Source organism: Pseudomonas sp. L7, assembly GCF_046605565.1.
Lineage (GTDB): Bacteria > Pseudomonadota > Gammaproteobacteria > Pseudomonadales > Pseudomonadaceae > Aquipseudomonas > Aquipseudomonas wayambapalatensis.
This window is the reverse complement of record NZ_CP176784.1, coordinates 1,012,533-1,036,739: the sequence shown is the minus strand read 5'-3', so window position 1 is coordinate 1,036,739 and position 24,207 is coordinate 1,012,533. Positions and strand designations below refer to the sequence as shown.

The following is a 24,207-nucleotide window of genomic DNA, read 5'->3' as shown; positions in this document are numbered from 1 at the left end:
CATTCGCAGGGAGGTTCCATGAAATCGCTACCGCTACGCGCTGCCCTGGCAGCGATCATCCTGGGCGCCGCAGGCAACCTCGCGGCCAAGCCCCTGGTGGTGTGCACCGAAGCCAGCCCCGAAGGTTTCGATATCGTCCAGTACACCACCGCGGTCACCGCCGACGCCTCGGCCGAAACCGTGTTCAACCGCCTGGTCGACTTCAAGCCCGGCACCACCGATATCCAGCCCGCGCTGGCCGATAGCTGGGACGTCAGCGCCGACGGCCTGACCTATACCTTCCACCTGCGCAAGGGCGTGAAGTTCCACACCACCGACTACTTCACTCCCACCCGTGACTTCAATGCCGACGACGTGCTGTGGAGCCTGAACCGCCAGTTCGATGCCAAGCACCCATGGCACGACAAGACCAGCGTTGGCTACCCCTATTTCGAGAGCATGGCCTTCGGGCAACTGCTCAAGTCGGTGAGCAAGACCGACGACCACACCGTGGTGATCACCCTGACCCGCCCGGAAGCGCCGTTCCTGCGTGACCTGGCCATGGCCTTCACCTCGATCTACTCCGCCGAATACGGCGACCAGTTGCTCAAGGCCGGCAAGACCGGCGACCTGAACAGCAAGCCGATCGGCACCGGGCCATTCGTGTTCCAGCGCTACAACAAGGACGCCCAGGTCCGCTTCAAGGCCAACCCCGACTATTTCCGCGGCAAGCCGCCCAGCGAAACGCTGGTGTTCGCCATCGCCACGGACAACAACGTGCGCCTGCAGAAACTGCGGGCCAACGAATGCCAGATCGCCCTGTACCCCAAACCCGACGACGTCCCGGCGATCAAGACCGATCCCAAGCTCAAGGTCGCCGAGATCGAGGCCCTGGTCACCGGCTACATCGCCATGAACACCGAGCACAAGTACCTGAGCGACGTGCGCGTGCGCAAGGCGATCAACATCGCCTTCGACCGCCAGACTCACGTCGACCAGTTGTTCGGCAAGGGCAACGCGCTGGTCGGGGTCAACCCCTACCCGCCGACCATGATCGGCTACAACACCGCCAACAAGAATCCGCCGCGCGACCTCGACAAGGCCCGCGCCCTGCTCAAGGAAGCCGGCGTTCCCGAAGGCACCGTCATCACCCTGTTCACCCGCAACGGTGGCGGCCCGACCAACCCCAATCCACGCCTTTCGGCAGAGATGCTGCAGGCCGACCTTGCCAAGATCGGGCTCAAGCTCGACATCCGCGTGATGGAATGGGCCGAGATGCTGCGCCGCGCCAAGAAGGGTGAAGCAGACCTGGTCTCCGCCGGCTGGGCCGGCGACAACGGTGACCCGGACAACTTCCTGACCCCGATGCTCAGTTGCGATGCCGCCAAGACCGGCGAGAACTATGCGCGCTGGTGCAACCCTAAGTTCCAGGAACTGATCACCCGTGCCCGCGAGATCATCGACAACGATGAACGCGCCAAGCTCTATAGCGAGGCGCTGGCGGTGTACGATGAGGATCAACCGTGGATCAGCATGGCCCACCCGAAGATGTTCACGGCCATGCGCGACAACGTAGAGGGATATGTCATCAACCCTCTGACCAATAACAACTTCGCCACCACCAAGGTGAAGTAGAAGAAAAACATGACCGCTGGCCTCTGCAAGGGCCGGCGGCTGCCTTGACCGGCCGATGAGGTACCTCCGACGATGTTGAGTTTTATTGCCCGGCGCCTGGGCCTGCTGATACCGACCTTCTTCGGTATCACCCTGCTGACCTTCGCGCTCATACGCCTGATCCCCGGCGACCCGGTGGAAGTGATGATGGGCGAGCGCAGGGTCGACCCTGAAATGCACGCCCAGGCCATGGAACGCCTTGGCCTGAACAAACCCCTGCCGGCCCAGTACATGGACTACATCGGCAAGCTTGCCCAAGGCGATCTCGGCGAATCGCTGCGCTCGCGCGAGAGCGTGTGGAAAGAGTTCACCACGCTGTTCCCCGCCACCCTGGAGCTGGCGTTCTGCGCGTTGATCTTCGCCGGCGTCTTCGGCCTGCTGGCCGGGGTGATCGCGGCGCTCAAGCGCGGATCCTTGTTCGACCATGGGGTGATGGGCGTCTCGCTCGCCGGCTACTCCATGCCCATTTTCTGGTGGGGCCTGATCCTCATCATGTTCTCGTCGGTGAGCATGGGCTGGACACCCGTGTCCGGGCGCATCGACCCGCTGTACGACGTCGAGCCGGTGACCGGTTTCATGCTGATCGACACCTTGCTGGTGGGCGATGAAGGCTCGTTCAAGGATGCCTTCATGCACCTGATCCTGCCGACCATCGTGCTCGGCACCATCCCGCTGGCGGTGATCGCCCGCATGACCCGCTCCTCGATGCTCGAAGTGCTGCGCGAAGACTACATTCGTACCGCCCGCGCCAAGGGCCTGTCGCCGGCCCGCGTGGTCTTCGTGCACGGCCTGCGCAATGCGCTGATCCCGGTGCTGACGGTGTTCGGTCTGCAGGTCGGCACCTTGCTCGCAGGTGCCGTGCTCACCGAAACCATCTTCTCCTGGCCGGGCATCGGCAAATGGCTGATCGAAGCCATTGGCGCCCGTGACTACCCCGTGGTCCAGAACGGCATCCTGTTGATCGCCTGTCTGGTGATCCTGGTCAACTTCGTCGTGGACATCCTCTACGGCCTGGCCAACCCACGCATCCGTCATCAGCGCTGAGGTCCCCGCCATGACTAATCCGACTTCCAACGCTGTGACCCAGGCTGCAACCGCCGACCACAGCCAGCTCTACCCCTCCCCGTACAAGGAGTTCTGGCAGGCCTTCTCGCGCAACAAGGGCGCAGTGGCAGGCCTGGCCTTCATGTGCCTGATCGTGTTCTGTGCGCTGTTCGCCCCATGGGTCGCACCACACAACCCCAGCGAGCAATACCGCGACTTCCTGCTGACCCCACCAGTCTGGCTCGAGGGCGGCACCTGGCAATTCATCCTCGGCACCGACGAACTGGGCCGCGACCTGCTTTCGCGCCTGATCCAGGGCGCAAGGCTGTCGCTGCTGATCGGCCTGTCGTCGGTGGTGATGTCGCTGATCCCCGGCATCCTGCTGGGCCTGTTCGCCGGGTTCTTCCCACGCTTGCTAGGCCCGTCGATCATGCGCCTGATGGACGTGATGCTGGCCCTGCCCTCACTGCTGCTGGCCGTGGCCATCGTCGCCATCCTCGGCCCTGGCCTGATCAACACAGTGATCGCCATCGCCGTGGTCTCGCTGCCTTCCTACGTGCGCCTGACCCGCGCCGCGGTGATGGGCGAGCTGAACCGCGACTACGTCACCGCCGCACGCCTGGCCGGTGCCAGCCTGCCGCGCCTGATGTTCGTCACCGTGCTGCCCAACTGCATGGCACCACTGATCGTGCAGGCTACCTTGAGTTTCTCCTCGGCGATCCTCGACGCCGCCGCCCTGGGCTTCCTCGGCCTCGGTGTCCAGCCGCCCACCCCCGAATGGGGCACCATGCTGGCCTCTGCCCGCGACTACATCGAGCGCGCCTGGTGGGTGGTGAGCCTGCCTGGCCTGACGATCCTGCTCAGCGTGCTGGCAATCAACCTGATGGGCGACGGCCTGCGCGATGCGCTGGACCCGAAACTCAAGAACGCCGCCTGAGGAGAGCGCCATGTCACTGTTGCAGATCAACAACCTGAACGTGCGCTTCGGCGACGCCAACGCCGTCCCCGTGGTGGACGGCCTCGACCTGTCGGTAGACGCCGGCGAGATCCTCGCCATCGTCGGCGAGTCCGGCTCCGGCAAGTCGGTGACCATGATGGCCCTGATGGGCCTGATCGACGCCCCTGGGCGCATCACCGCCGACAGCCTCACCTTCGACGGCATCGACATGCTCAAGCTCAGCGGTCGTCAGCGCCGCAAGGTAGTGGGCAAGGACATCGCCATGGTCTTCCAGGACCCGATGACCGCACTCAATCCCAGCTACACCGTGGGCTACCAGATCGAGGAAGTGCTGCGCCAACACCTCGGTCTGAAGGGCAAGGCTGCACGCCAGCGCGCGTTGGAGCTGCTCAAGAAAGTCGAGATCCCGGCCGCCGAAAGCCGCCTGGACGCCTACCCGCACCAGCTCTCCGGCGGCATGAGCCAGCGCGTCGCGATCGCCATGGCGATTGCTGGCGAACCCAAGCTGCTGATCGCCGACGAACCGACCACCGCCCTCGATGTGACCATCCAGGCACAGATCATGGAACTGCTGGTCAACCTGCAGAAGGAGCGCAACATGGCGCTCATCCTGATCACCCACGACCTGGCCGTGGTTGCCGAAACCGCCAGGCGTGTGTGCGTGATGTATGCAGGGCAGGCGGTGGAGGTGGGCCAGGTGCCGGAGCTGTTCGACATCCCCGCACACCCCTACAGCGAAGCGCTGCTGGCAGCGATCCCCGAGCACAGCATCGGCGCCGAACGGCTGGCCACCCTGCCTGGCATCGTGCCCGGGCGCTATGACCGCCCCCAGGGTTGTCTGCTGTCACCTCGCTGCCCTTATGTACGTGACAACTGCCGGGCACAGCGTCCGGCCCTCGATCCCCAGGCCCACAGCCTGGTGCGCTGCTTCTACCCGTTGAACCAGGAGGTGGCGTGATGACTGTCGTTCTGTCCGCCCGTGAACTGACCCGTCACTACGAAGTCTCCCGCGGCCTGTTCAAGGGCCATGCACTGGTGCGCGCGCTCAATGGCGTGTCGTTCGAACTGGAGGCCGGCAAGACCCTGGCCGTGGTCGGCGAATCCGGCTGTGGCAAGTCCACCCTGGCCCGTGCCCTGACCTTGATCGAAGAGCCCTCTTCGGGCTCGCTGCAGATTGCCGGCACCGAGGTCAAAGGCGCCGACAAAGCCCAGCGCAAGCAGTTGCGCCGTGACGTGCAGATGGTCTTCCAGAGCCCCTATGCCTCGCTCAATCCGCGGCAGAAGATCGGCGATCAGTTGGCCGAGCCCTTGCTGATCAACACGTCGCTGAGCAAGGCCGAGCGCCGCGACAAGGTGCAGAAGATGATGCAGCAGGTCGGCCTGCGCCCTGAGCACTACCAGCGCTACCCGCACATGTTCTCCGGCGGTCAGCGCCAGCGTATCGCCCTGGCTCGGGCGATGATGCTGCAGCCCAAGGTGCTGGTGGCGGACGAACCGACCTCGGCGCTCGATGTGTCGATCCAGGCCCAGGTGCTGAACCTGTTCATGGACCTGCAGAAAGAGTTCAACACCGCCTACGTGTTCATCTCGCACAACCTCGCGGTGGTGCGGCATGTCGCTGACCAGGTGCTGGTGATGTACCTGGGCCGCCCGGCGGAAATGGGGCCCAAGGAAGACATCTACGAGAAGCCGCTGCACCCCTACACGCAAGCGCTGCTCTCGGCGACCCCGGCCATTCACCCGGATCCGCTCAAACCGAAGATCCGTATCGCCGGCGAGCTGCCCAACCCGCTGAATCCGCCAGACGGCTGCGCCTTCCACAAGCGCTGCCCCTATGCCACGGAGCGTTGCGGCAAGGAGATTCCAGCGTTCAGGCAGGTCGGAACGCGGCAGGTGGCCTGTCACTACGCGGAGCAGTTTCTGTAAGCAGCATGAAGCCGCTACCGTAGGACAACAGTTGCAAGAAGGGCCGCAGTAGCGGCCCTTTTCTATTAGTGCATGAAGATCGCGATCAGAATGATCACCGGGATTGGCACCCCAAGCATCCAGAGCAGTATCGAGCGCATGATGGTTCCTCCAGTCGTGAATTCGAATTAGCGGACAACAGTGGTCGAAGCATGCAGCGCACGGTGGTCTTGCTCGACCCACCGCGCACCGTCACGCAGTCGGCCACCGAACAGGGCTGCGAAGCTGGCGAAGAACGCGCCGCACAGCAAGGCGATGAAGGTCCAGATGGCGGTCCAGGCCGCGACCTTGGCCGCAGTGTCGGCAGCTTCCTGGGCCGCCTGCTTGGCTTGCGCAGCATCCTGACGCGCCTCTTCATAGACTTGCTCGACCCGCGCCTGGGCTTCGGTTTGGGTCAGTCGGGTACGCTGGGCCACCAACTGGGCCAGGTAGGTGCGATCCTCGGCAGCCATCCCGCCATCGGCAGCCAGGCCACGGACCAGGATTCGGCTGGCCACGCCATTGGCCGCATCCTCGCTCACCGCGACCGGACCATCCCCACGGAACAGACGATCGACGTAGTAACCCATGGGGTCGGCGGCGCCCGACGGCTTGCTCTTGTCATCCGCCATGGAAACGCTGGCGACGGCTCCGGAAGCGGCAGCAGCGCCTGCCGAGGCACCGGCACTGGCGAGTCCGCCAGCAGAGGACACGACCAGCAACGCAGTCACCAGGGTGGCGATGGCCCAGGACAGGAAGCCATGGGCGGTATCGCGGAAATACACCTCGTCACCATGCAGGTTGGCCCACTTCACCCGCAAGCGACCCGCCATATACCCGCCCAGCCCGGAGGCGAGGATCTGGGTAATCAGCAGCCAGACGATGGTGGATATCCCCAGCGCCTTGGCGCTGGCACCTTCGTTGGCCCAGGGAGATGAGGCGGCAAAGCCCAGGCCCGCGCCCAGTATCACGAGGATCAACGACAACGCCGCCGCAGCAGCGGCACCGGCGAAGATGGCGGCCCAGGATACGCCCGAGCGGTTCGGGGCCTCGGAAACAACGGTTGGCAGATCGGCAGTGGTAATCATGATTCGCGCCTTATGAGGGTGAGCAAAACTTCCTTTTTGTTTGCCACTGGATCAGTGCAGTGCGCGTGCCAGTTGTGACAAAAAATGACATCCAACTAAATCAATCACTTAGCTGAAAACCACTTCCTAGGATCGTGCGAATCGCCCGAACCCACCCATTCGAACTGGGCGTTATGCAGTCCCCGCAGCCCTGTGGCTTCTCAGGCCAGGCCGTGCGCCCTTGTCGCCCGGAGCGGCCCGATGCATTATCGGCCCATGACCGCCACTCTCCTTCCAGACGGCCCCGCCCAGACACCGCTCACTGCGGAAGTCGTCATGCGCTACCACTTGTGCTGGAAGCATCGCGACCTGGATGGGGTCATGGCGCTGTATCACCCAGAGATCCAGTACCACGACTTTTTCCAGAACCGCGTGCTCGGCTTCGACGAGCTGCGCGAATACGTGCGCGTCTCGTTGCCCCACGAAGCCGGGGAAGACATCGTCCACAGCGACCGCATCCGGGTCGACGGTTGCACAGCCTTCATCCAGTACCAGGTGACGGTCCAGGGCGGTGAAGGCCTGGTGGCCTTCCAGTCCAGCGAGGCGATCACGGTCAAGGACAACCTGATCTGGCGGGTCAACGAATACGGCACGCTGATCCGCCGCGACGGCAAGGGCGCCAGCGCCTCCGGGCCGCGTCCCGCGACCAGCCGCCTGGGCCTGTCGCCACGGCAACTGAGCACCATGGCCCAGGACCTGGAACATTACTTCCAGGCCCAGCGCCCCTACCTGGACCCTGAGCTGGACCTGCAACAGGTCGCACAGGAGAGCGGCTACAGCCGCAACCAGATCTCCTACCTGCTCAACCAGGTGCTCGGCCAGAGCTTCTACCGCTACGTCAACCAGGCCCGCCTGCAGCACCTGCTCGCCGGGCTCGATGACGCGGGCTGCAGGGCGCCGATCGACGAACTGGCCTTTGCCGCCGGCTTCAATTCGCTGTCGGCCTTCTACAAGTGCTTTCGCGAACACACCGGGCTCTCGCCCAAGGCCTACGTGAAGCAGATTTCTCTGCGTGCACGCACGTAAGACAGCGAAGCGCCCGCCCTACTAGCATCGCTCCCAGAACCTTGAACGGAAGTGGGAGCAGTACCTGATGCAAGCCTGGCGCACGATCAGCCTCTGGATGGACCAGCTCGACGAGCCGCTCGACGCCCGCCCGTCGCTGCAGCAGGACCTGGATGTCGACGTGTGCATCATCGGTGCCGGCTACACCGGCCTGTGGACGGCCTACTACCTCAAGCGCCAGGCCCCGCACCTGCGCATCGCCATCCTCGAGGCCAACACCGCAGGCTTCGGTGCCTCCGGGCGCAATGGCGGCTGGCTGATGGGCAACCTGCTGGGCGAAGACCGCCTGCTGGCCACCCTTTCCCCACAGCAGCGCCGCGCCAGCGTCGACCTGCTGCACGCCATCCCCGACGAAGTGCACGGCGTGCTGCAGCGCGAAGGCATCGACTGCGACTACCGCAAGGGTGGCGTCATCTACTGCGCCGCCCGCTACCCCGAGCAGGAGCGCAGCCTGCGCGCCTACCTCGACGACCTGTACCGCCAAGGCATGAACGAGGACGACTATCGCTGGCTCAAGCCCGAACAACTGGCCGGCCAACTGCGGGTCAGCAATGCCTACGGCGCGATCTTCAGCCCCCACGTCGCAACCATCCAGCCTGCCAAGCTGGTGCGCGGCCTGGCACGGGTGGTCGAGGGCATGGGCGTACCCATCTACGAAAACACCCCGGCCAGCGACTGGCAGACCGGTGAGGTGCGCACTGCCCAGGCCAAGGTCCGTTGCCAATGGGTCGTGCCGGCGGTCGAAGGCTACGCCGCCAGCCTGCCGCCGCTGGATCGCCATCAACTGCCCGTGCAGAGCCTGCTGGTGGCGACCGAGCCGCTGCCGGAATCGGCCTGGGAGCAGATCGGCCTGAGCCAGGGCCAGGCCTTCAGCGAAGGCAGCCGCCAGGTCACCTATGGTCAGCGCACCACCGACAACCGCCTGGTGTTCGGCGCCCGCGGCGGGTATCGCTTCGGTGGCCGTCTGCGCGAGGACTTCAGCCTCAGCGACGCCGAGATCGAGCTGCGCCGCTATCTGTTCGGCGAACTGTTCCCCCACCTGAAGAACGTGCGCATCACCCACTCCTGGGGCGGCAACCTGGGCATGGCGCGGCGCTTCCGCCCGCACATGCTGTGCGACCGCCAACGCGGCCTGGCGCTCTCGGGTGGCTATGGCGGCGAAGGTGTCGGCGCCACCAACCTGGGCGGGCGCACGCTCGCGGCACTGATTCTCGGCCAGCACAACGAGCTGACCGCCCAGCCTTGGGTCCACGACAACCGCCCGCTGTCGAGCCTCGCCAGTTGGCCGCCCGAGCCCTGCCGCTGGCTAGGCTACAACGCGATCATCCAGAGTTTCGTCCACGAGGACCGCACCCTCGCCAACCCGGCCAGCCCGGCTTGGCGGCGACGCCTGGCCAGCGGCCTGGCCGGGTTCATGGAAGGTTTCATGCACTGAGTTGCACCCACTACCACAAGAGATCCTGCAGTCATGAGCATCACCCAGTTCAAGCACACCGACAGCGCCGCGCTGGAAACCTCCAACCCGGTCGCCGTCCCCCTCGGAGAACCCGTCGCAGTGACCTCGGTCACCTGCGTCGAACGCAACGATGGCGTCGAAACCGGTATCTGGGAATGCACCCCCGGGCGCTGGCGCCGGCAGATCGTGCAACAGGAGTTCTGCCATTTCATCAAGGGCCGCTGCACCTTCACCCCAGACGGTGGCGAGCCCCTGGTCATAGAAGCCGGAGACGCACTGATGCTACCGGCCAACAGCACCGGGATCTGGGATATCCAGGAAACCGTGCGCAAGACCTACGTACTGATTTTCTGATCCGCTGATCGCCTGCCGTTCTTCGATAACAACAGACAAAGCAAGGTAAACCGGACATGCGCAAACTCCTCCTCGCCCCCCTGATGCTGGCTGCTGGCGTCGCCAGCGCCGCCGACTCGGTGAAGATCTACAACTGGTCCAGCTACGTCGCCCCGGACACGCTGCAGAACTTCCAGAAAGCCACCGGCATCGTGCCCACCTACGATGTCTACGACAGCAACGAGACCCTCGACGGCAAGCTGATGACCGGCAACTCCGGTTACGACGTGGTCTTCCCCTCCAACCACTTCATGGCCCGGCAGATCCAGGGCAAGGCCCTGAAGAAGCTCGACAAGAGCCAGCTGCCGAACTGGCAGAACCTCAACCCGGTGCTGCTCAAGGCGCTGGAAGTGAACGACCCGGGCAACCAGTACGGCTTCCCGTACCTGTGGGGCAGCACCGGCATCGGCTACAACATCGACAAGGTCAAGGCCGTGCTCGGCGACAAGGCACCGGTCGATTCCTGGGACCTGGTGTTCAAGCCCGAGAACATGGAAAAGCTCAAGAGCTGTGGCGTGGCCATGCTCGACAACGGCCCGGAATTGCTGCCGATCGCCCTGAACTACCTGGGCCTGCCGCCGCACAGTCAGAAGCCTGAGGATTACGAGAAAGCCAAGGAACTGTTGATGAAGGTGCGTCCGTACATCAACTACTTCCACTCTTCGAAGTACACCGGTGACCTGGCCAACGGCAATATCTGCGTGGTGGTCGGCTTCTCCGGCGACGTGCTGCAGGCCAAGAACAGCGCCGAAGATGCGAAGAACGGGGTGAAGGTGGGCTATTCGATTCCCAAGGAAGGTGCGCCGCTGTGGTTCGACATGGTCGCCATGCCAGCCGATGCACCGGACGAGAAAGCCGGCTACGCCTACATGAACTACCTGCTGCAGCCTGAGGTGATGGCCAACATCAGCAATTCGGTGCAGTACGCCAACGGCAATGCCAAGGCAGACGCCCTGGTCGATCCGGCACTCAAGCAGAACACCATGATCTACCCGAGCCCGGACGTGATGGGCAAGCTGTTTGCCCTGGAAGCGATGCCAGCGAAGATCGACCGCATCCGCACGCGGATCTGGACCAGCATCAAAGCGGGGAACTGAAGCCCTCGCATATGCGAAAAACCCCACCGGCACCAGGGTGCCGGTGGGGTTTTGCCGTTATGGGGTCGGCTTCAGCGCACCACCGTCACCCGCCCGAACAGCGTCTGCGGCACGAAGCCCATGACCTTGCCCAGCGACGCCAGCGCCAGCAAGGGCTCCTCCACCGGGAAACTGCCGCTGACCTTGCGCTGCGCCAAGGCATCGTCGAGCAGCAGGATGCGCCCCGGGTAATACCGCTCCAGGTCCTCGACCACCTGCGCCAGCGGCACCTGGTAATAGTTCAGCCAGCCCTGGCGCCAGGCCAGGCGACTGTCACTGTCCACGGCACTGATCGCCCCCGCCACGCCCTCGGCGTAGGTCAGTTGCTGGTTGGCGGTCAGCTCACGCGCCACGGCACCGGCAATCGGTGTCACCGCCACCCGTCCGCTGCGCACGGTAATCTGGGCGCCGTCGCCCTGCCCGCGTACCTCGAACTGAGTGCCCAGCACCCGCACTTCGCCGCCCGCCGCATCGACCAGGAACGGCGCACCGGTGTGGGTCACCTCGAAGAACGCCGCGCCACGCAGCAGGCGTACGCGCCGCTCGCCATGGTCGAAATCCACCACCACGGCGCTGTTGGCATCCAGGGTCAGGCGTGACTGGTCGGCCAGGGTGATGTGGCGCACATGCTCATCACTGCGATAGTCGGCACGCAGGTCCTGCAGCCAGTATTGCGGCTGCCAACCGGCCAAGCTGCCCAGTGTCAGCACCAGGCAGGCCGCTGCCGCCAGTGCCCCGCTACGCCGTCCCCAGCGGGCCTTCGGCCGGCGCATGGCCTGCAGGTACTGCTCGAGGCCCTCGCGTTCCTCTTCGGCCAGGCGCGCGGCGGGCGCCTCGCTCAGTTGCCACAGGGCCTGGGCCTCGGCATAGGCGGCGCGGTGCGCAGGATCGGCCAGCAACCAGCGCTTGAACTCGGCGCCTTCGGCTGCCGGAGGATGCTCGTTGATGCGGCTCAGCCAGCCCAGGGCCATGCGCGACTGTTCGGCGGTGATCGGATAGGGCTGGCTCATCGACGGTCGCTCCCTGGCCTGCGCAATGGGGTAGCGGGCTCGGCGACACTCGCCTTGCACGCTTCGAGGGCGCGCATCATATGCTTTTCCACCGCACTCTGGGACACCTGCATGGCCTTGGCGATCTCGCCGTACTTGCAGCCATGGATGCGGTTGAGCAGGAAGATCTGTCGCGTACGTTCCGGCAAGGCGCGCAGCGCCTGCTCGATGCGCCGTAGATCGTGATCGACCTCCAGCGCCTGCTCTGGCGCCTGGGCCGACAGCGCCTCGTCGCTGATCGACAGCCCTTCGGTGACACGACCGCGACTGCCCTCGCTGCGCAGGTGATCGATCGCCAGGTTGCCGGCGCAGCGCAAGAGGTAGGTGTCGAGCGCCTCGACCTTGACCGCAGGCCGACGCCAGAAGCGCAGGAACAGTTCCTGGACCAGGTCCGAGGCGGTGGCACGACAGCCGACGCGCCGGCTGACCAGCGCCTCCATGCGTCCGCGCTGGGCCAGGAACACCTGCAGGAAGCGCGCCCGGCCACCGGCCTCGTCGAGGTCAGGCTCGCTCACGCGCCAAACACCGCCACGACCGGCGCCAGCACCAGGCTCGCCGTTGCCAGACTCAGCAGCAGGCGTGGCTGGTACGGCAGGCCGAACACCCAGAGGGTCAGCCCGGCCATCAACACGGCCGTCCACTCCACCAGCCCCAGCGCCCAGCCACGCAGGTGCACGGCCAGTACCGCCGACAGCACCAGCAGTAGCCAGCCGACGATGCGCAAGGCACGCAACTGGGCCTGCCGCGGCTTGCGGCCCAGCAGGTCGGTGAAGTGTTTTTCCATGGCCAGGCACAGGGCAGCCAGGCCGGCGAAGGTGAACAGCGCCAGACTCAGCATCAATTCGCCTCCACGGTTTCGGCGCGGGCCTTGACCTTGGCCGAGCGCTTGGCGACCGGCTTGGGCGCGCGCAGCATCTTGCCGGCCGCCCAGCCGAGGAACAGGCCGGTGGCCAGGGCCGTGAGATCGAACCCAGCCATCGCCCAGTCACCGACGATCAGCGAATGATCCAGGCCTTGGCCTGTGGTCACGGCATTGAGCAACGGCAACGCAGCGAACACCAGGGCACCCAGCGCCAACTGCTCGCCCCAGGCGCGACGCCCGGGGCGCAGCATGGCGTGCAGCAGCGACAGTGCCCAGACCAGAAAGAACGCATTGACCTCCCAGTCGGCCCGCCCTTGCAGCCCGACCGGCAGCAGGCGATTGGCCCAGAAGAACGCCGCCACGCCCAGCAGCAGGCCGCTCATGCTGGCGATGTTGAGCACCTCGACCAGGCGCAGCTCCGCGGGCATGCGCTCGCTCTTGGCATGCTTGAGCTGACGCTTGCCCAGCCACATCACAAGGCCAGTGCCGATCACCGCCGTGCCGGCGACCCCGAAGACGAAGTACAACCAGCGCAGCCAGGGCCCGGCGAAGTTGCCCATGTGCAGGCCGACGAAGGTGAAGGAGGTCATCATCGCCGCGCTTTCCGGCGCACCCTGGGTGAGCAGTGCACCGGTGGCACCGTCGAAGGTCCAGTTGGCGCTGCGCTTGTACGCGACACTGTCGGCCGAGGCACGGCTCAAGGTGACGCGGGCATTCTGGTCGCCAGGGTTCTGTACCTGGATGAAGCCCATGCGCGCGCCTGGCGCCTGCTCCTGGACCTTGGCGTACAGGCTCGACAGGGGGACCAGCGGCGCGGCCACACCAGCCACCTTCGGCACTTCGTCGCGGCCGAACAGGTCGTTGAAGTAACCGTTGGCGCTGCCATAGCTGGCCATGATCCCGGCAGGCATGACCATGTACATGAAGATCACCAGACTGCTGTAGCTGATCATCAGGTGGAAGGGCAGCACCAGCACGCCGATGGCGTTGTGGCCATCGAGCCAGGAGCGCTGGCCCTTGCCGGGGCGGAAGGTGAAGAACTCCTTGAAGATCTTCTTGTGGGTGATGATCCCGGTCACCAGCCCCAGCAGCATGATGAAGGCACAGAAGGTCGACAGCCAGCGCCCCCAGGGGTGCGGCATCTCCAGTTGGAAGTGGAAACGGTAGAAAAAGTCGCCGCCACGGCTGTCGCGGCCCTCGACCATCTCGCCGCTGGCCGCGTCCAGCTCCTTGCTGGTGAAGCCGCGTCGCCCACCGGCGTTGGGGTCGCGATAGCCGACGCTCAGCGCCGCCTCGCGCTCGCTGGGCAGGCGGATGAACCAGGTGCTGGAATCAGCGGCGTTGGCTTGCAGGTAGCGCTGCGCCATCTCCAGGCTGGCCGCCGGGTTCAGCGGATGGCTGTGGATCTCCGGTTTGCTCCAGTGGTTGATCTCTTCCTTGAAGTAGGCAAGCGTGCCGGTGAGGAAGATGGCGAACAACAGCCAGCCGAAGATCAGGCCGGTCCAGGTGTGCAGCCAGGCCATGGCCTGGCGGAAGCCCTCTTTCATGGGTTCTTCATCCAATAAGCCAGCCCGCCGATCGCGCCCAGCACGAGGCTTGGCAGCAAGACGCCCAGCCAGGCGCGCAATGCGCTGCGGCAGGCGAAGCACCAGATGAAGGCGAGCAGATAGAACACGAACGACAGCATCATCCCGGTCAGTGCCGCATCGACCTGGGCGCCGGGCATCAGCAGGCTGACGCAGACGCTGGCCGCCGAGGCCAGCAGGTAGCCACCCAGCAAGGCAGCCAGGCTGCGCGAGGTCACGGCCAGGCGGTAGCTCAGGGGCAGGCCGGCGGCTTTGCTTTTCATGGGGCGACGGTCCGGGGACAGGTTGAGAGGGGTGCAATAGTAATGATTTCAATTCTCATAAGCAAAGATTGGGGATGAGCTGTGCCCGGCCCAACAGGATTGCGACACCACACCACCCTGAATATAATGCGAACAATTCTTACTCCCAATCGCGTCATCGGACGCCGGAGTCACCTCGGTGTCCAGTGCCCTCTCCTCCACCGTCGAAGGCCTCTACCACGCCCACCACAACTGGCTGACCGGTTGGCTGCGCCGTCGCCTGGGCTGCCCGCAGAGCGCCGCCGACCTGGCCCAGGACACCTACGTGCGCCTGCTCCAGGCTCGCGACACCCCACAGTTGATCGAGCCCCGGGCCTTTCTCGCCACCGTCGCCAAGCGCGTGCTGTGCAACCATTTCCGCCGTCAGGAGCTGGAGCGCGCCTACCTCGAAGCCCTGGCCCAGGTGCCCGAGCGCCTGGCGCCAAGCGAGGAAGAAAAGGCGCTGATCTTCGAAACCCTGCTCCAACTCGACCGCCTGCTCGATGGCCTGCCGCCGCTGGTCAAACGCGCCTTCCTGCTGGCCCAGGTCGATGGCCTGGGCCAAGCCGAGATCGGCCGTGAACTGGGTATTTCCCTGGCAACGGTCAAACGCTACCTGCACAAGGCAGCCCTGCGCTGTTATTTCGCCCTGTGAGCGCAGGCATCTCGCCCCAGGTCGCCGAGCAGGCGGTGCACTGGCTGATCGAATCCCAGGGGGCCGATTTCGATCCGGCCCAGCAGCAGGCACTCGAACACTGGTTACAGGCGGACGGCGAACACCAGCGCGCCTGGGCGCATATCCAGCAGGTCAACCAGCGTCTGCGTGGCGCGACCTCGCCCGTGGTGCACGCCACCTTGCAGGCACCACCCTCCCCGGCCCGGCGTCGCGCGCTCAAGGCGTTGCTGCTGGCGGGCGTGGCCAGTGCCACCGGACTGGGATTGCAATCGCACAATCCGTTGCCAGGGCTGATGGCCGACTACCGCAGCCCCGTGGGCCAGCGCCGACGCCTGCCGCTGGACGACGGCAGCCTGTTGCGACTGAACACCCGCAGCGCCGCCGATGTGCGGTTCGATGGGCAGCAACGTTACGTGCACCTGCTCGACGGTGAGTTGTCGCTAGACGTCGCCCGCGATACCCGCCCGCTGGTGTTGCGCACCGACGATGGCAGCCTGCAACTCGAAAGCGGCCGCTTCAACGTGCGCCAGTTCGAGGGGTTCAGCCAGGTCTCGGTGTTCAGCGGCATGGCTCGGCTACAGGGCCAGGTGCTGCTCGCGGGGCAGCAAGCCCGTCTGGCAGCGGGCCACTGGGAAGGTATCGGCGCGCTGGATCGCAACATCGGCGCCTGGGTCGATGGGATGCTGGTGGTCTCGCAGATGCGCCTGGGCGAGTTTCTCGCCGAGCTGTCACGTTATCGCCACGGACAGCTGGGCTGCAGCGAGCAGGTCGCAGGGCTGCGGATTTCCGGGTCGTACCCGCTGGATGACAGCGAACGGATCCTGGAGATGCTGGAGGTGGCGCTGCCGGTGCGGGTGCGGCGGTTCACCCGGTACTGGGTCAAGGTCGAGGCGGTTTGAGCCTGTGCCGACAACTATTTTTCTTCCAACCTGAGCCATTTCGCTTCCCTCGCGTGACAGAGCAGGCAGAACCCTCCTTACAGGACCCAACCCCATGCCCCTGCGCCCCACGCCTCTCGCCATCGCCCTGCTGCTCGCCACCAGCCTGAACTTCGCCCAGGCTGCCGAACCGCGCGCCTATCACATCGCGCCCGGCACCCTGGAAGACGCCCTCAACCAGTTCGGCCGCGAAAGCGGTGCGCTGATTTCGTTCGGCTCCAGTGTCACCCAAGGCTTGCGCAGCCCCGGCCTGGAAGGCCAGTACGGCGTGCAGCAAGGGTTGGAGGCATTGCTGCATGGCAGCGGCCTGCAGGCGCGTCAGGAGGCCGACAATGCCTACAGCCTGCAACCGCTCGCCACGTCCGGCAGCGATGCGGCAATCGAGCTGGGTGCCTCGACCGTGGTTGGCGACTGGCTGGCCGAGGCACGTCAGGACAACGTCTTCGAACACCCCGGCGCACGTGACGTGGTCCGCCGCGAAGCGTTCGAGCGCAGTGGCGCCAACAACGCCCGTGAGGTGCTCAACCGCATCCCCGGCGTCAATGCCCCGGAAAACAACGGCACCGGCAGCCACGACCTGGCACTGAACTTCGGCATCCGTGGCCTCAACCCGCGCCTGGCCTCGCGTTCCACGGTGCTGATGGACGGCATCCCGGTCCCCTTCGCCCCCTACGGCCAGCCACAGCTGTCGCTGGCCCCGCTGAGCCTGGGCAACATGGATGCGGTCGATGTGGTGCGCGGCGGCGGCGCAGTGCGTTACGGCCCGCAGAACGTCGGCGGTATCGTCAACTTCGTCACCCGTGCCATCCCCGAAGAGGCGACCTTCAAGGCCGCCATGCAGAACCAGATCAGCCCCTCGTCCAGCCACGACGGCTTCAAGAACAGCGCCAACCTGCTGGTCGGCGGCACCAACGACAACGGCCTGGGCGGCGCCCTGCTCTACTCCGGCACCCGCGGCGGCGACTGGCGCGAACACAGCGACACACAGATCGACGACCTCATTCTCAAAGGCAAGCTGCAACTGGACGAGGCCAACAGCCTGCACGCCATGGCCCAGTACTACGAGGGCGAGGCCGACATGCCCGGCGGCCTGAGCAAGGCGGCGTTCGATGAAGACCCGTACCAGTCGACCCGCCTGAAGGACAAGTTCTGGGGCCGTCGCACCCTGGTCAACTTCGGCTACGACTACAAGCAGGACGACCGCCAGTTCAGCGTCAACAGCTTCTTCACCAAGACCTTGCGCAGCGGCTACCTCGACCAGGGCAGCTTCGTCTCGCTGTCGCCACGCGAGTACTGGGTACGTGGCATCGAGACCCGCTTCTCGCAAGGTGTGGCACTGGGCGACAGCTGGCACGAACTGGGCGTGGGCTACCGCTACATCAACGAAGCCGGCCACGAACTGCGCTTCCGTGAACCGGTGACCGGCAACCTGCCGACCACCGCCAGCCGCAACGACCGCGACACCCGTGGCGCCACCGAAGCCCACGCGATCTACCTGGACGACCGCATCGACATCGGCCGCTGGACCATCACCCCCGGCATCCGCTACGAGATGATCGACTCCGAGCAGAGCAACAAGCTCAGCAACCAGCGTTACCAGGGCAGCTACAACACCGCATTGCCGGCCCTGAACGTGATGTACCACCTGACCGACACCTGGAACCTCTACGCCAACACCGAAGGCTCGTTCGGCAGCGTGCAGTACAGCCAGATGCCCAACCGTGTCAGCAGCGGCGAAGTGAAGCCGGAAAAGGCGCGCACCTGGGAAGTCGGCACCCGCTACGACAGCGGCGACCTGCAGGCAGAGATCGGCGCCTTCCTGATCAACTTCGACAACCAGTACGAAAGCAACCAGACCAACGACTCGGTGATCGCCCGCGGCGAAACCCGCCACCAGGGCATCGAGACCAGCGTGCGCTATGCCCTCGACGGACTGAGCCCGGCGCTGGCCGGCTTCGATGTGCACGCCAGCTACGCCTTCGTCGACGCCACCATCCGCGAGGACGGCCCGAACAAGGGCAATCAAGTGCCGTTCTCCTCGCGCCACAAGGGCACGCTGGGGCTCGGCTACACCGAGGGGCCATGGCAGTTGAACCTGGATGGCAGCTTCCAGAGCAGCCAGTACGCCGACAACGCCAACACCGCCAGCGAAAGCGCCGATGGCAGCACCGGACGGATACCGGGCTACATGCTGGTCAGCACCCGCGCCGGGTACGACTTCGGGCCGCAGTTGTCGAACCTGAAGGTGGCGGTGGGGGTGAAGAACCTGTTCAACCGCGAGTACTACACCCGTTCGTTCGACGACAACAACAAGGGCAAGTACGTGGGCGAGCCGCGCACGCTGTATGTGCAGACTTCGGTCGCGTTCTGACGATGGCACGGTCCTCAGTACCAGTGCGGTACCTGTGTAGGAGCGGGCTTGCCCGCGAAAAAGACACCGCGCTGCCTGGCACGGGCTACGCCCGTGTTCGCGGGCAAGTCGCAGCGGCGAACCGCCGCTGCCACAGGGAGCCTGGGCTGGCCTTTAGATTTTGAACAAGACAGTCGCTCCTGCAGCAACAGTGTCAACCTTGCGAATTGCTACAAAAAATTTATCGGAAAAGGGGCTTGAATTCGGCGCGCCAATCCCTGACCTTAGAGTCAAGAGGCGATGCTTTCCCCAAGGGCCTCAAGGGCCTAGGCACGCCTCCATGCGAGCAAGCTGAGTAAGGATTGAATCATGCAAATCCAGGTCAACAGCAGCAACCATATCGACAGCAGCAGCCGTCTGAACGAATGGGTCCGCAGTACGCTGGAAAGCACGCTGCAGCGCTACGAGGACGACCTTACCCGCATCGAGGTCCACTTGCGTGACGAGAACGGCGACAAGCCCGGCCCGCATGACAAACGCTGCCAGATGGAGGCTCGCCCCAAAGGTCATCAACCGATTTCCGTCAGCCATACCGCCACCTCGCTGGACCACGCGATCGACGGTGCGGCCAGCAAGCTGAACAACGCGCTGGAACATTTCTACGGCAAGTTGCGCAGCAAGCGCAGCGTGGTGCAGCAAACCGAAGAAGAGTGATCGGTGACACACAGACGCCCGGTGCCTGGCACCGGGCGTTTTCGTTTCCAGGGTTCCAGGCCGGCACCAGCCACACACGGCATCAATTGATCAACGTCGCTGAACCATCCCTGCTGTCTCCCGGTCAATCGGTGAACATTCTTTGCAGATGCCAGCCCATGACCAATCCCTTCGACCTCATCAGCGACGCCTTCGCCCCGTATTACCGGGTCAACCTGAGCATCGAGCGGCTCGACGGCAGCATCATGCTGACCCTCTCCAACGATACCGGCGTGGTCGCCAAGCGACTGATCAGCGCCGCCCAACGCAATGACCCGACGCGCCTGCGCCGGGTGGTGGACAGCATTCGCCTGGGGCTGGCCATCGAACAAGGGGAAGATGCCCTGCAAGTGCTGGCGGGGATGACCGACAGTGCGGGACGGGATCAGGTCTGGCGGGGTGCGGGGGTCGCTCGATAGAGCGAATCGGCAGGTCGCAGCGATGCTGCAACCACGACGTCAGCACTTCAGAGTGCGGGCGCCAGAGTGTAGGCGCTGCCATTGAGCAAGGCGCCCGCGCAGTAAGTATTTCCCATCACCCAGCCGTCCAGCTTGCCCAAGTCGCTGCCGGATGGATCAGACCTTGCCGTCATCCATATCCTTGCCGCTGGCATCGATCACCCGCGTCGACGGATAGCGGTACGAGGCAAAACGCACCACCAGGATCGCGAAGGCCAGCAGCAGGATGCCGCCACACACGTACAGCAACCCCACGTCCGGCGCCTTGTGGTGCGAGACATCGCCGATCAGCAGGCGTGTGAGTGCGGTGATCGCCACGTACAGCAGGAAGCGGATGGGCATGTGGTTGGTCTTGAAGTAGATCCCCACCATGGCCCCCAGCTCGAGGTAGATGAACAGCAGCAGAATGTCATCGACACTGATGCCGCCCTTCTCGAGCATCTCGATGAAGGTCGCCACGGCGGCATAGGCCGTGATCGCACCGATGCCGAACAGGGCCAGGTAGTGGAACGATTCGACGAACAGATTTCCCAGTGCGTCGGCGGGCGCATGCAGGCCCTTGCGCAGCTTTTCTGGCCATTTGGATTTCACGATGCAGGATTCCTCGATACGACATGAAGGATGATGCGCCACCGATGTGACGCTTTTGACATGCAGTTAAAGGGCCAGGCCCCGTACTTGGAAGGTGACCGATTGCCGCAAGGCACCTATGAACTATGCTTCGCCGCGTGCATCCGGGTAAATCAGAACGCCACTATCCGATTGCCAAAGAATCCGCTATGCTCGATACTGTATAAAGATACAGTTGTTATCCAACTCACATACACAAAAGGCACAGAGGTGATGAATGGCCGTCGAAGTGGTGTACCGCAGCAGCCGCGACCCGGAGCGCTTGTTCATGGATAAGGCCGAAGCAGATCGTCACGACAAGATGCTCGAGCTGGCCGAACGGCTGGCCGAAGTACTGCACAAGGCCGTGCCGTCGCTGAGCGAGCAGCAGGTCGAGGAAGCGGGCATCTACATGGCCAAGAACCGCGACGTGTTCGCCCGGGCATTCAAGAGCCAGCCCGATGCGCTGGCCGAGCTGCTCGCAGGCGAGGCAGCCGAGTAAGGCTCCTGCAGCAGCATCTGCGCCGACTGTACACGGCGGCGTGGATGCTGGCGCTGTCCGCTCAACCGTACAACAGCCGCTCCGCCAGCATCTGCGCCACGCGCGCAGGCGAGCGTTTCTCGGCCTGGGCATGGGCGAACACCTCGGTCAAGCGCGTGGGGATGCGCGCCAGGTGCGCGGTAATGGTGCTCAGGTCAGCGCCTCGGTGGGTCAGCGCCACATAGATCAGCCCACCGGCATTGATCACGTAGTCCGGGGCGTACAGAATCCCGCGGCTCTCGAGCTGGTCGGCCACCTGCAAGGTGGTCAACTGATGATTGGCGGCGCCGGCCACCGCCGCGCAACGCAACGTCATCACGCTCTGGCCATTGAGCACAGGCCCTACCCCGCAGGGCGCGAAGATATCGCAGGGCGTGCTGATCAGCGCATCGTTGGTCACCGGATGCGCCCCGAACTGCTCCACCGCCAGCCTCACCCGCCCGGGGTCGAGGTCACTGACCAGCAACTCTGCCCCTGCCGCACGCAACTGCTCGGCCAGTGCATAGCCCACATTGCCCAGCCCTTGCACCGCCACGCGCAACCCCTCGAGATTATCGCTGCCCAGCCGTGCCATCGAGGTGGCGCGAATGCCGGCGAACACGCCCATGGCCGCGTGCGGTGAAGGGTCGCCCGAGGCCGTGGTGCTGGTGACATGAGGGGTGGACTGGGCGATGCAGTCCATGTCCAGCGTCGAGGTGCCGCTGTCCACGGCGGTGATGAAGCGCCCTTGCAGGCTGTCGACGAAACGCCCGAACGCCTCGAACAGCGCCGCGCGATTTTCCACATGAGGGTTGCGCACGATCACCGCCTTGCCGCCGCCCAGCGCCAGCCCGGCCAGGGCCGCCTTGTAGCTCATGCCCTGGGCCAGGTGGATGGCATCGGTCATCGCACTTTCATCGTCGGCGTACGGCAGGTAGCGACAGCCCCCCATGGCTGGCCCCAGATGCTCGCTATGAATCGCCACCACGGCTTTCAAGCCGGTGGCAGGGTCGTTCCACAGGTGCAGGGACTGGGTACGGGTGCTTTGCATGAGCGCGAACATCGACGGGCTCCCCACAAGGTGCTCCCATCAGTATAGGCAGCCCGCGACGGTCCAGGGCCTGGGCGGACCACTGGACGAATCGGTGCACCGGAGCTAAAAATCTAGTGTGTGTGGAGAAGTCCGATGAACCCACGTAAAGCCTGCCTGGCCTGCCTCGACCGCACCCCGGTCGCCCTGCTGGAAGCCACCCTCTGGATCGCCGCCGAGCATGACCGCGAGGTCGATCCCGCCGCCAACCTCGCGCAGTTGCACGACCTGCATCGAGAAATCAACGCGCGCCTGCCGATGCTTCCCGTCGGCGAACTCGCCCAGCCATTGCTGCGCCAACTCAATGCCCTGGGCTTCCAGCAGGACGAATACCACCCGCTACGTCCGCAAGCAGCATTGATGGACAAGGTGCTGCAACGCCGTCGAGGCCAGCCGTTGCTGCTGGCGATCCTGGCGTTGGAGATGGCGCAGCGCCTGTCGATCCCACTGGAGGGGGTGAACTTTCCTGGCCATTTCCTGTTGCGCGTGCCCGGCGCCGATCATCTGCTCGACCCCTGCGGCGGTCGACGCCTGTACCCCGCGGATTGCCGCGAACTACTCAACCGCCAGTACGGCCCGCACATGACCCTGACCGCCGAACACCTGCATAGCGCCAGCCCGATGCAGATGCTACAGCGCCTGTCGCGCAACCTGCGCCAGCTGCACAGTAGCAACGACAACGACCTGGCTGCGCTGATCGACGCTGAACGGGTGATGCAACTAGGGCCAGTGCAGGTCGCCGACTATCTGGCCCGCGCCACCCTCTACCAGAACCTGGACTGCCCCCAGGCCGAGCGCTTCGACCTGGAGCACGCATTGCTGTTGAGCGACGATCCGGTGCAGCGCCTCAAGCTGGGCGAGCGCCTCGCCCAGTTGCCTTCGACAAACCGTTCAATCCACTAGCGCATCGACCTTGGCCGCCTGCGTATCGGCCCGCTTGCCCGGCGCACGCACCTGGCTGATCAGCAGCGCCGCGATGACTGCCGGAATCGCGCAGAAGAAGAATATCCACTCCACCGGCATGTGCATGGCCAGCAGCAGGCTGCCGAACAACGGCCCGAGGATCGAACCGAAACGCCCGACGCCCAACGCCCAGCCGGTGCCGGTCGCCCGAACCTGAGCCGGGTAGAAGTTGCTGACGAAGGCATTGAGCGTCAGTTGCCCGCCAATGATGCAGAAGCCTGCAGCGAACACGCTCGGCACCAACCAGCGCGGATCGGCGTGGTTCAGCCCGACCAGCACGCTGAAGACCGCAGCGCCCAACAGGACCGCCGCCAGCAGCCTGACCTTGTTGACCATGCGATCGGCGCACCACGCCAGGCATATCGCGCCGAAGGTCCCGGCGAACAGGAACAGCGAGGTCACCAGGTTGGCATGCTTGAGCGCCAGCCCGCTCTCCAGCAACAGCGACGGCAACCAGCTGATCATGAAGTAGAGCAGGATCAAGCTGACGAAGAAGGTGCCCCAGATGAGCAGCGTCGGCCGGGCGAAGCCATCGCGGAACAAGCCCAACACGGTCAGTTGGTCTGCCGCCGGTTCATCCACCGCACCCTGTGCCGCAGGTACTTGCCAGCCGGGTAGCATGCGCGCAGCCAGGCGTTGCAGACGGGCGTAGGGAGGCGCATCGCGCAACAGGCGCGGCAAGGACTCGGGCAGGAACATCACCAGGAAGGGGAACAGCAGCAGCGGCGCCACGCCACCGGCAAGAAACACCGCCTCCCAGCCGAACCTGTCGATGAAGCCTGCCGCGACGAAGCCCCCCGCCGCGCCGCCGAGGGAGAAGCCGCAGGCCGCGAGGGTCACCATCAAGGTGCGCAGGCGCGGCGGTGCATAATCGGCCATCAGCGCCATCGCACTGGGCATCGCCCCGCCCATGCCGATCCCGCACAGAAAGCGCGCCAGCATCAGGCTGTTCAGCGATGTGGAAAACACCATCAGCAGGGTCAGGCTCGCGTACAGCAGTACGCACCAGAGCAGCACCCTGCGCACGCCGAAGCGATCGGCCAACGGGGTGACGGCCAGCGAGCCCAGTGTCAGCCCCAGCAGGTTGGCGCTGAACACCGGCCCGAACGCTGCCTTCTCCAGGCCCCAGTCCTGGGCCAGGGCCGGAATCACGTAGCCCAGCACCTGGGCGTCATAGCCGTCGGTCACCAGCAACAGGATCAGCAGCGCCAGCAGGCGCCACTGGTAGGAGGACACAGGACGCCCATCGAGGGCCGCGCGAAAGCTGGCTATCTGGTTGTGCATCGCAAGGTACCT

General features: G+C 64.9%; 25 protein-coding genes. 16 read left to right on the top strand and 9 right to left on the bottom strand.

Annotated features, from left to right (window positions below):
* The first annotated feature begins 18 nt into the window (after positions 1–18).
* The 5 genes from ACK3BK_RS04995 (at position 19) to ACK3BK_RS04975 (ending at position 5,581) form a co-directional block, all read left to right on the top strand.
* Positions 19–1,614: an ABC transporter substrate-binding protein gene (locus tag ACK3BK_RS04995; protein WP_411383843.1), complete on the top strand. Its 1,596-nt coding sequence runs from the start codon at positions 19–21 to the stop codon at positions 1,612–1,614.
* A gap of 72 nt (positions 1,615–1,686) precedes the next feature.
* Positions 1,687–2,697, top strand: coding sequence for an ABC transporter permease subunit (locus ACK3BK_RS04990; RefSeq protein WP_186667792.1), 1,011 nt, complete (start codon positions 1,687–1,689; stop codon positions 2,695–2,697).
* Positions 2,698–2,707: 10 nt separating this feature from the next.
* A complete protein-coding gene (locus ACK3BK_RS04985; protein WP_186667790.1) occupies positions 2,708–3,634 on the top strand; it encodes an ABC transporter permease subunit in 927 nt (308 codons plus the stop codon).
* A 10-nt stretch (positions 3,635–3,644) separates the two neighbouring features.
* A complete protein-coding gene (locus tag ACK3BK_RS04980; RefSeq protein ID WP_186667788.1) occupies positions 3,645–4,613 on the top strand; it encodes an ABC transporter ATP-binding protein in 969 nt (322 codons plus the stop codon).
* Positions 4,613–5,581 carry a peptide ABC transporter ATP-binding protein gene (locus tag ACK3BK_RS04975; RefSeq protein ID WP_186667786.1) on the top strand — a complete coding sequence of 323 codons (969 nt, stop codon included), beginning with the start codon at positions 4,613–4,615 and terminating at the stop codon, positions 5,579–5,581. Before ACK3BK_RS04980 ends, ACK3BK_RS04975 begins: the two co-directional genes overlap by 1 nt.
* A 167-nt stretch (positions 5,582–5,748) precedes the next feature.
* Here the strand turns inward: ACK3BK_RS04975 and ACK3BK_RS04970 are convergent, their stop codons facing one another.
* Positions 5,749–6,687 carry a hypothetical protein gene (locus ACK3BK_RS04970; protein ID WP_411383842.1) on the bottom strand — a complete coding sequence of 313 codons (939 nt, stop codon included), beginning with the start codon at positions 6,685–6,687 and terminating at the stop codon, positions 5,749–5,751.
* Between the two features lie 240 nt (positions 6,688–6,927).
* Between ACK3BK_RS04970 and ACK3BK_RS04965 the strand changes: the two genes are divergently transcribed.
* The 4 genes from ACK3BK_RS04965 (at position 6,928) to ACK3BK_RS04950 (ending at position 10,737) form a co-directional block, all read left to right on the top strand.
* The gene (locus ACK3BK_RS04965) at positions 6,928–7,752 is read left to right on the top strand and encodes an AraC family transcriptional regulator (protein ID WP_186667782.1); all 825 of its coding nucleotides are present in this window, start codon (positions 6,928–6,930) and stop codon (positions 7,750–7,752) included.
* A gap of 67 nt (positions 7,753–7,819) precedes the next feature.
* The gene (locus tag ACK3BK_RS04960) at positions 7,820–9,226 is read left to right on the top strand and encodes an NAD(P)/FAD-dependent oxidoreductase (RefSeq protein ID WP_186721652.1); all 1,407 of its coding nucleotides are present in this window, start codon (positions 7,820–7,822) and stop codon (positions 9,224–9,226) included.
* A 33-nt stretch (positions 9,227–9,259) separates the two neighbouring features.
* On the top strand, positions 9,260–9,601 hold the full coding sequence (locus ACK3BK_RS04955; RefSeq protein WP_054893487.1) for a cupin domain-containing protein: 342 nt from the start codon (positions 9,260–9,262) through the stop codon (positions 9,599–9,601).
* Positions 9,602–9,657: 56 nt separating this feature from the next.
* Complete coding sequence (locus ACK3BK_RS04950; protein ID WP_186721650.1) at positions 9,658–10,737, top strand: polyamine ABC transporter substrate-binding protein; 1,080 nt, start codon at positions 9,658–9,660, stop codon at positions 10,735–10,737.
* Positions 10,738–10,808: 71 nt separating this feature from the next.
* Here ACK3BK_RS04950 and ACK3BK_RS04945 read toward each other — a convergent pair whose 3' ends face one another.
* The 5 genes from ACK3BK_RS04945 to ACK3BK_RS04925 are packed head-to-tail and all read right to left on the bottom strand — an operon-like array spanning position 10,809 to position 14,536.
* A complete protein-coding gene (locus ACK3BK_RS04945) occupies positions 10,809–11,786 on the bottom strand; it encodes a FecR family protein (RefSeq protein WP_411383841.1) in 978 nt (325 codons plus the stop codon).
* The gene (locus ACK3BK_RS04940) at positions 11,783–12,340 is read right to left on the bottom strand and encodes an RNA polymerase sigma factor (RefSeq protein WP_054893490.1); all 558 of its coding nucleotides are present in this window, start codon (positions 12,338–12,340) and stop codon (positions 11,783–11,785) included. Before ACK3BK_RS04940 ends, ACK3BK_RS04945 begins: the two co-directional genes overlap by 4 nt.
* Entirely contained in the window at positions 12,337–12,663 is a 327-nt protein-coding gene (locus tag ACK3BK_RS04935; protein WP_411383840.1) for a DUF3325 domain-containing protein, read from the bottom strand. Before ACK3BK_RS04935 ends, ACK3BK_RS04940 begins: the two co-directional genes overlap by 4 nt.
* Positions 12,663–14,234: a PepSY-associated TM helix domain-containing protein gene (locus ACK3BK_RS04930; protein WP_186667770.1), complete on the bottom strand. Its 1,572-nt coding sequence runs from the start codon at positions 14,232–14,234 to the stop codon at positions 12,663–12,665. Before ACK3BK_RS04930 ends, ACK3BK_RS04935 begins: the two co-directional genes overlap by 1 nt.
* A complete protein-coding gene (locus ACK3BK_RS04925; protein ID WP_054893493.1) occupies positions 14,231–14,536 on the bottom strand; it encodes a DUF3649 domain-containing protein in 306 nt (101 codons plus the stop codon). Before ACK3BK_RS04925 ends, ACK3BK_RS04930 begins: the two co-directional genes overlap by 4 nt.
* A gap of 178 nt (positions 14,537–14,714) precedes the next feature.
* On the opposite strand from ACK3BK_RS04925, the gene ACK3BK_RS04920 reads away from it, so the two are divergent.
* The 5 genes from ACK3BK_RS04920 (at position 14,715) to ACK3BK_RS04900 (ending at position 19,690) form a co-directional block, all read left to right on the top strand.
* Complete coding sequence (locus tag ACK3BK_RS04920; RefSeq protein WP_186721645.1) at positions 14,715–15,209, top strand: sigma-70 family RNA polymerase sigma factor; 495 nt, start codon at positions 14,715–14,717, stop codon at positions 15,207–15,209.
* A complete protein-coding gene (locus ACK3BK_RS04915) occupies positions 15,206–16,129 on the top strand; it encodes a FecR domain-containing protein (RefSeq protein WP_411383839.1) in 924 nt (307 codons plus the stop codon). The genes ACK3BK_RS04920 and ACK3BK_RS04915 overlap by 4 nt, the downstream gene beginning before the upstream one ends.
* Before the next feature lie 94 nt (positions 16,130–16,223).
* Complete coding sequence (fecA, locus tag ACK3BK_RS04910; RefSeq protein WP_186710696.1) at positions 16,224–18,539, top strand: TonB-dependent Fe(3+) dicitrate receptor FecA; 2,316 nt, start codon at positions 16,224–16,226, stop codon at positions 18,537–18,539.
* 348 nt (positions 18,540–18,887) lie between these two features.
* Entirely contained in the window at positions 18,888–19,232 is a 345-nt protein-coding gene (locus ACK3BK_RS04905; RefSeq protein WP_186667761.1) for an HPF/RaiA family ribosome-associated protein, read from the top strand.
* Positions 19,233–19,390: 158 nt separating this feature from the next.
* Positions 19,391–19,690: a DUF3509 domain-containing protein gene (locus ACK3BK_RS04900; protein WP_186667758.1), complete on the top strand. Its 300-nt coding sequence runs from the start codon at positions 19,391–19,393 to the stop codon at positions 19,688–19,690.
* Between the two features lie 156 nt (positions 19,691–19,846).
* Here ACK3BK_RS04900 and ACK3BK_RS04895 read toward each other — a convergent pair whose 3' ends face one another.
* Positions 19,847–20,320: a phosphate-starvation-inducible protein PsiE gene (locus tag ACK3BK_RS04895; protein WP_186667756.1), complete on the bottom strand. Its 474-nt coding sequence runs from the start codon at positions 20,318–20,320 to the stop codon at positions 19,847–19,849.
* A 256-nt stretch (positions 20,321–20,576) separates the two neighbouring features.
* Between ACK3BK_RS04895 and ACK3BK_RS04890 the strand changes: the two genes are divergently transcribed.
* On the top strand, positions 20,577–20,840 hold the full coding sequence (locus ACK3BK_RS04890; RefSeq protein WP_288374297.1) for a YebG family protein: 264 nt from the start codon (positions 20,577–20,579) through the stop codon (positions 20,838–20,840).
* Between the two features lie 61 nt (positions 20,841–20,901).
* On the opposite strand, the gene ACK3BK_RS04885 is transcribed toward ACK3BK_RS04890, so the two are convergent.
* Entirely contained in the window at positions 20,902–21,921 is a 1,020-nt protein-coding gene (locus ACK3BK_RS04885; RefSeq protein WP_186667752.1) for a Glu/Leu/Phe/Val dehydrogenase family protein, read from the bottom strand.
* A gap of 123 nt (positions 21,922–22,044) precedes the next feature.
* Here ACK3BK_RS04885 and ACK3BK_RS04880 point away from each other — a divergent pair, with 123 nt between their 5' ends.
* A complete protein-coding gene (locus ACK3BK_RS04880; protein ID WP_288374296.1) occupies positions 22,045–22,851 on the top strand; it encodes a SirB1 family protein in 807 nt (268 codons plus the stop codon).
* Here ACK3BK_RS04880 and ACK3BK_RS04875 read toward each other — a convergent pair.
* Positions 22,840–24,195, bottom strand: coding sequence for an MFS transporter (locus tag ACK3BK_RS04875; protein WP_411383838.1), 1,356 nt, complete (start codon positions 24,193–24,195; stop codon positions 22,840–22,842). The genes ACK3BK_RS04880 and ACK3BK_RS04875 overlap by 12 nt on opposite strands.
* Between the last annotated feature and the right edge of the window lie 12 nt (positions 24,196–24,207).

What these genes read in the sequence shown, in the direction of transcription:
- ACK3BK_RS04890 (WP_288374297.1), top strand. Translation starts at nt 20,577, where the DNA reads ATGGCCGTCGAAGTGGTGTACCGCAGCAGCCGCGACCCGGAGCGCTTG.
- ACK3BK_RS04975 (WP_186667786.1), top strand. Translation starts at nt 4,613, where the DNA reads ATGACTGTCGTTCTGTCCGCCCGTGAACTGACCCGTCACTACGAAGTC.
- ACK3BK_RS04885 (WP_186667752.1), bottom strand. Translation starts at nt 21,921, where the DNA reads ATGTTCGCGCTCATGCAAAGCACCCGTACCCAGTCCCTGCACCTGTGG.
- ACK3BK_RS04985 (WP_186667790.1), top strand. Translation starts at nt 2,708, where the DNA reads ATGACTAATCCGACTTCCAACGCTGTGACCCAGGCTGCAACCGCCGAC.
- ACK3BK_RS04965 (WP_186667782.1), top strand. Translation starts at nt 6,928, where the DNA reads ATGCATTATCGGCCCATGACCGCCACTCTCCTTCCAGACGGCCCCGCC.
- ACK3BK_RS04945 (WP_411383841.1), bottom strand. Translation starts at nt 11,786, where the DNA reads ATGAGCCAGCCCTATCCGATCACCGCCGAACAGTCGCGCATGGCCCTG.
- fecA (WP_186710696.1), top strand. Translation starts at nt 16,224, where the DNA reads ATGCCCCTGCGCCCCACGCCTCTCGCCATCGCCCTGCTGCTCGCCACC.
- ACK3BK_RS04935 (WP_411383840.1), bottom strand. Translation starts at nt 12,663, where the DNA reads ATGCTGAGTCTGGCGCTGTTCACCTTCGCCGGCCTGGCTGCCCTGTGC.
- ACK3BK_RS04930 (WP_186667770.1), bottom strand. Translation starts at nt 14,234, where the DNA reads ATGAAAGAGGGCTTCCGCCAGGCCATGGCCTGGCTGCACACCTGGACC.
- ACK3BK_RS04980 (WP_186667788.1), top strand. Translation starts at nt 3,645, where the DNA reads ATGTCACTGTTGCAGATCAACAACCTGAACGTGCGCTTCGGCGACGCC.
- ACK3BK_RS04990 (WP_186667792.1), top strand. Translation starts at nt 1,687, where the DNA reads ATGTTGAGTTTTATTGCCCGGCGCCTGGGCCTGCTGATACCGACCTTC.
- ACK3BK_RS04995 (WP_411383843.1), top strand. Translation starts at nt 19, where the DNA reads ATGAAATCGCTACCGCTACGCGCTGCCCTGGCAGCGATCATCCTGGGC.
- ACK3BK_RS04905 (WP_186667761.1), top strand. Translation starts at nt 18,888, where the DNA reads ATGCAAATCCAGGTCAACAGCAGCAACCATATCGACAGCAGCAGCCGT.
- ACK3BK_RS04955 (WP_054893487.1), top strand. Translation starts at nt 9,260, where the DNA reads ATGAGCATCACCCAGTTCAAGCACACCGACAGCGCCGCGCTGGAAACC.
- ACK3BK_RS04925 (WP_054893493.1), bottom strand. Translation starts at nt 14,536, where the DNA reads ATGAAAAGCAAAGCCGCCGGCCTGCCCCTGAGCTACCGCCTGGCCGTG.
- ACK3BK_RS04970 (WP_411383842.1), bottom strand. Translation starts at nt 6,687, where the DNA reads ATGATTACCACTGCCGATCTGCCAACCGTTGTTTCCGAGGCCCCGAAC.
- ACK3BK_RS04875 (WP_411383838.1), bottom strand. Translation starts at nt 24,195, where the DNA reads ATGCACAACCAGATAGCCAGCTTTCGCGCGGCCCTCGATGGGCGTCCT.
- ACK3BK_RS04880 (WP_288374296.1), top strand. Translation starts at nt 22,045, where the DNA reads ATGAACCCACGTAAAGCCTGCCTGGCCTGCCTCGACCGCACCCCGGTC.
- ACK3BK_RS04960 (WP_186721652.1), top strand. Translation starts at nt 7,820, where the DNA reads ATGCAAGCCTGGCGCACGATCAGCCTCTGGATGGACCAGCTCGACGAG.
- ACK3BK_RS04950 (WP_186721650.1), top strand. Translation starts at nt 9,658, where the DNA reads ATGCGCAAACTCCTCCTCGCCCCCCTGATGCTGGCTGCTGGCGTCGCC.
- ACK3BK_RS04900 (WP_186667758.1), top strand. Translation starts at nt 19,391, where the DNA reads ATGACCAATCCCTTCGACCTCATCAGCGACGCCTTCGCCCCGTATTAC.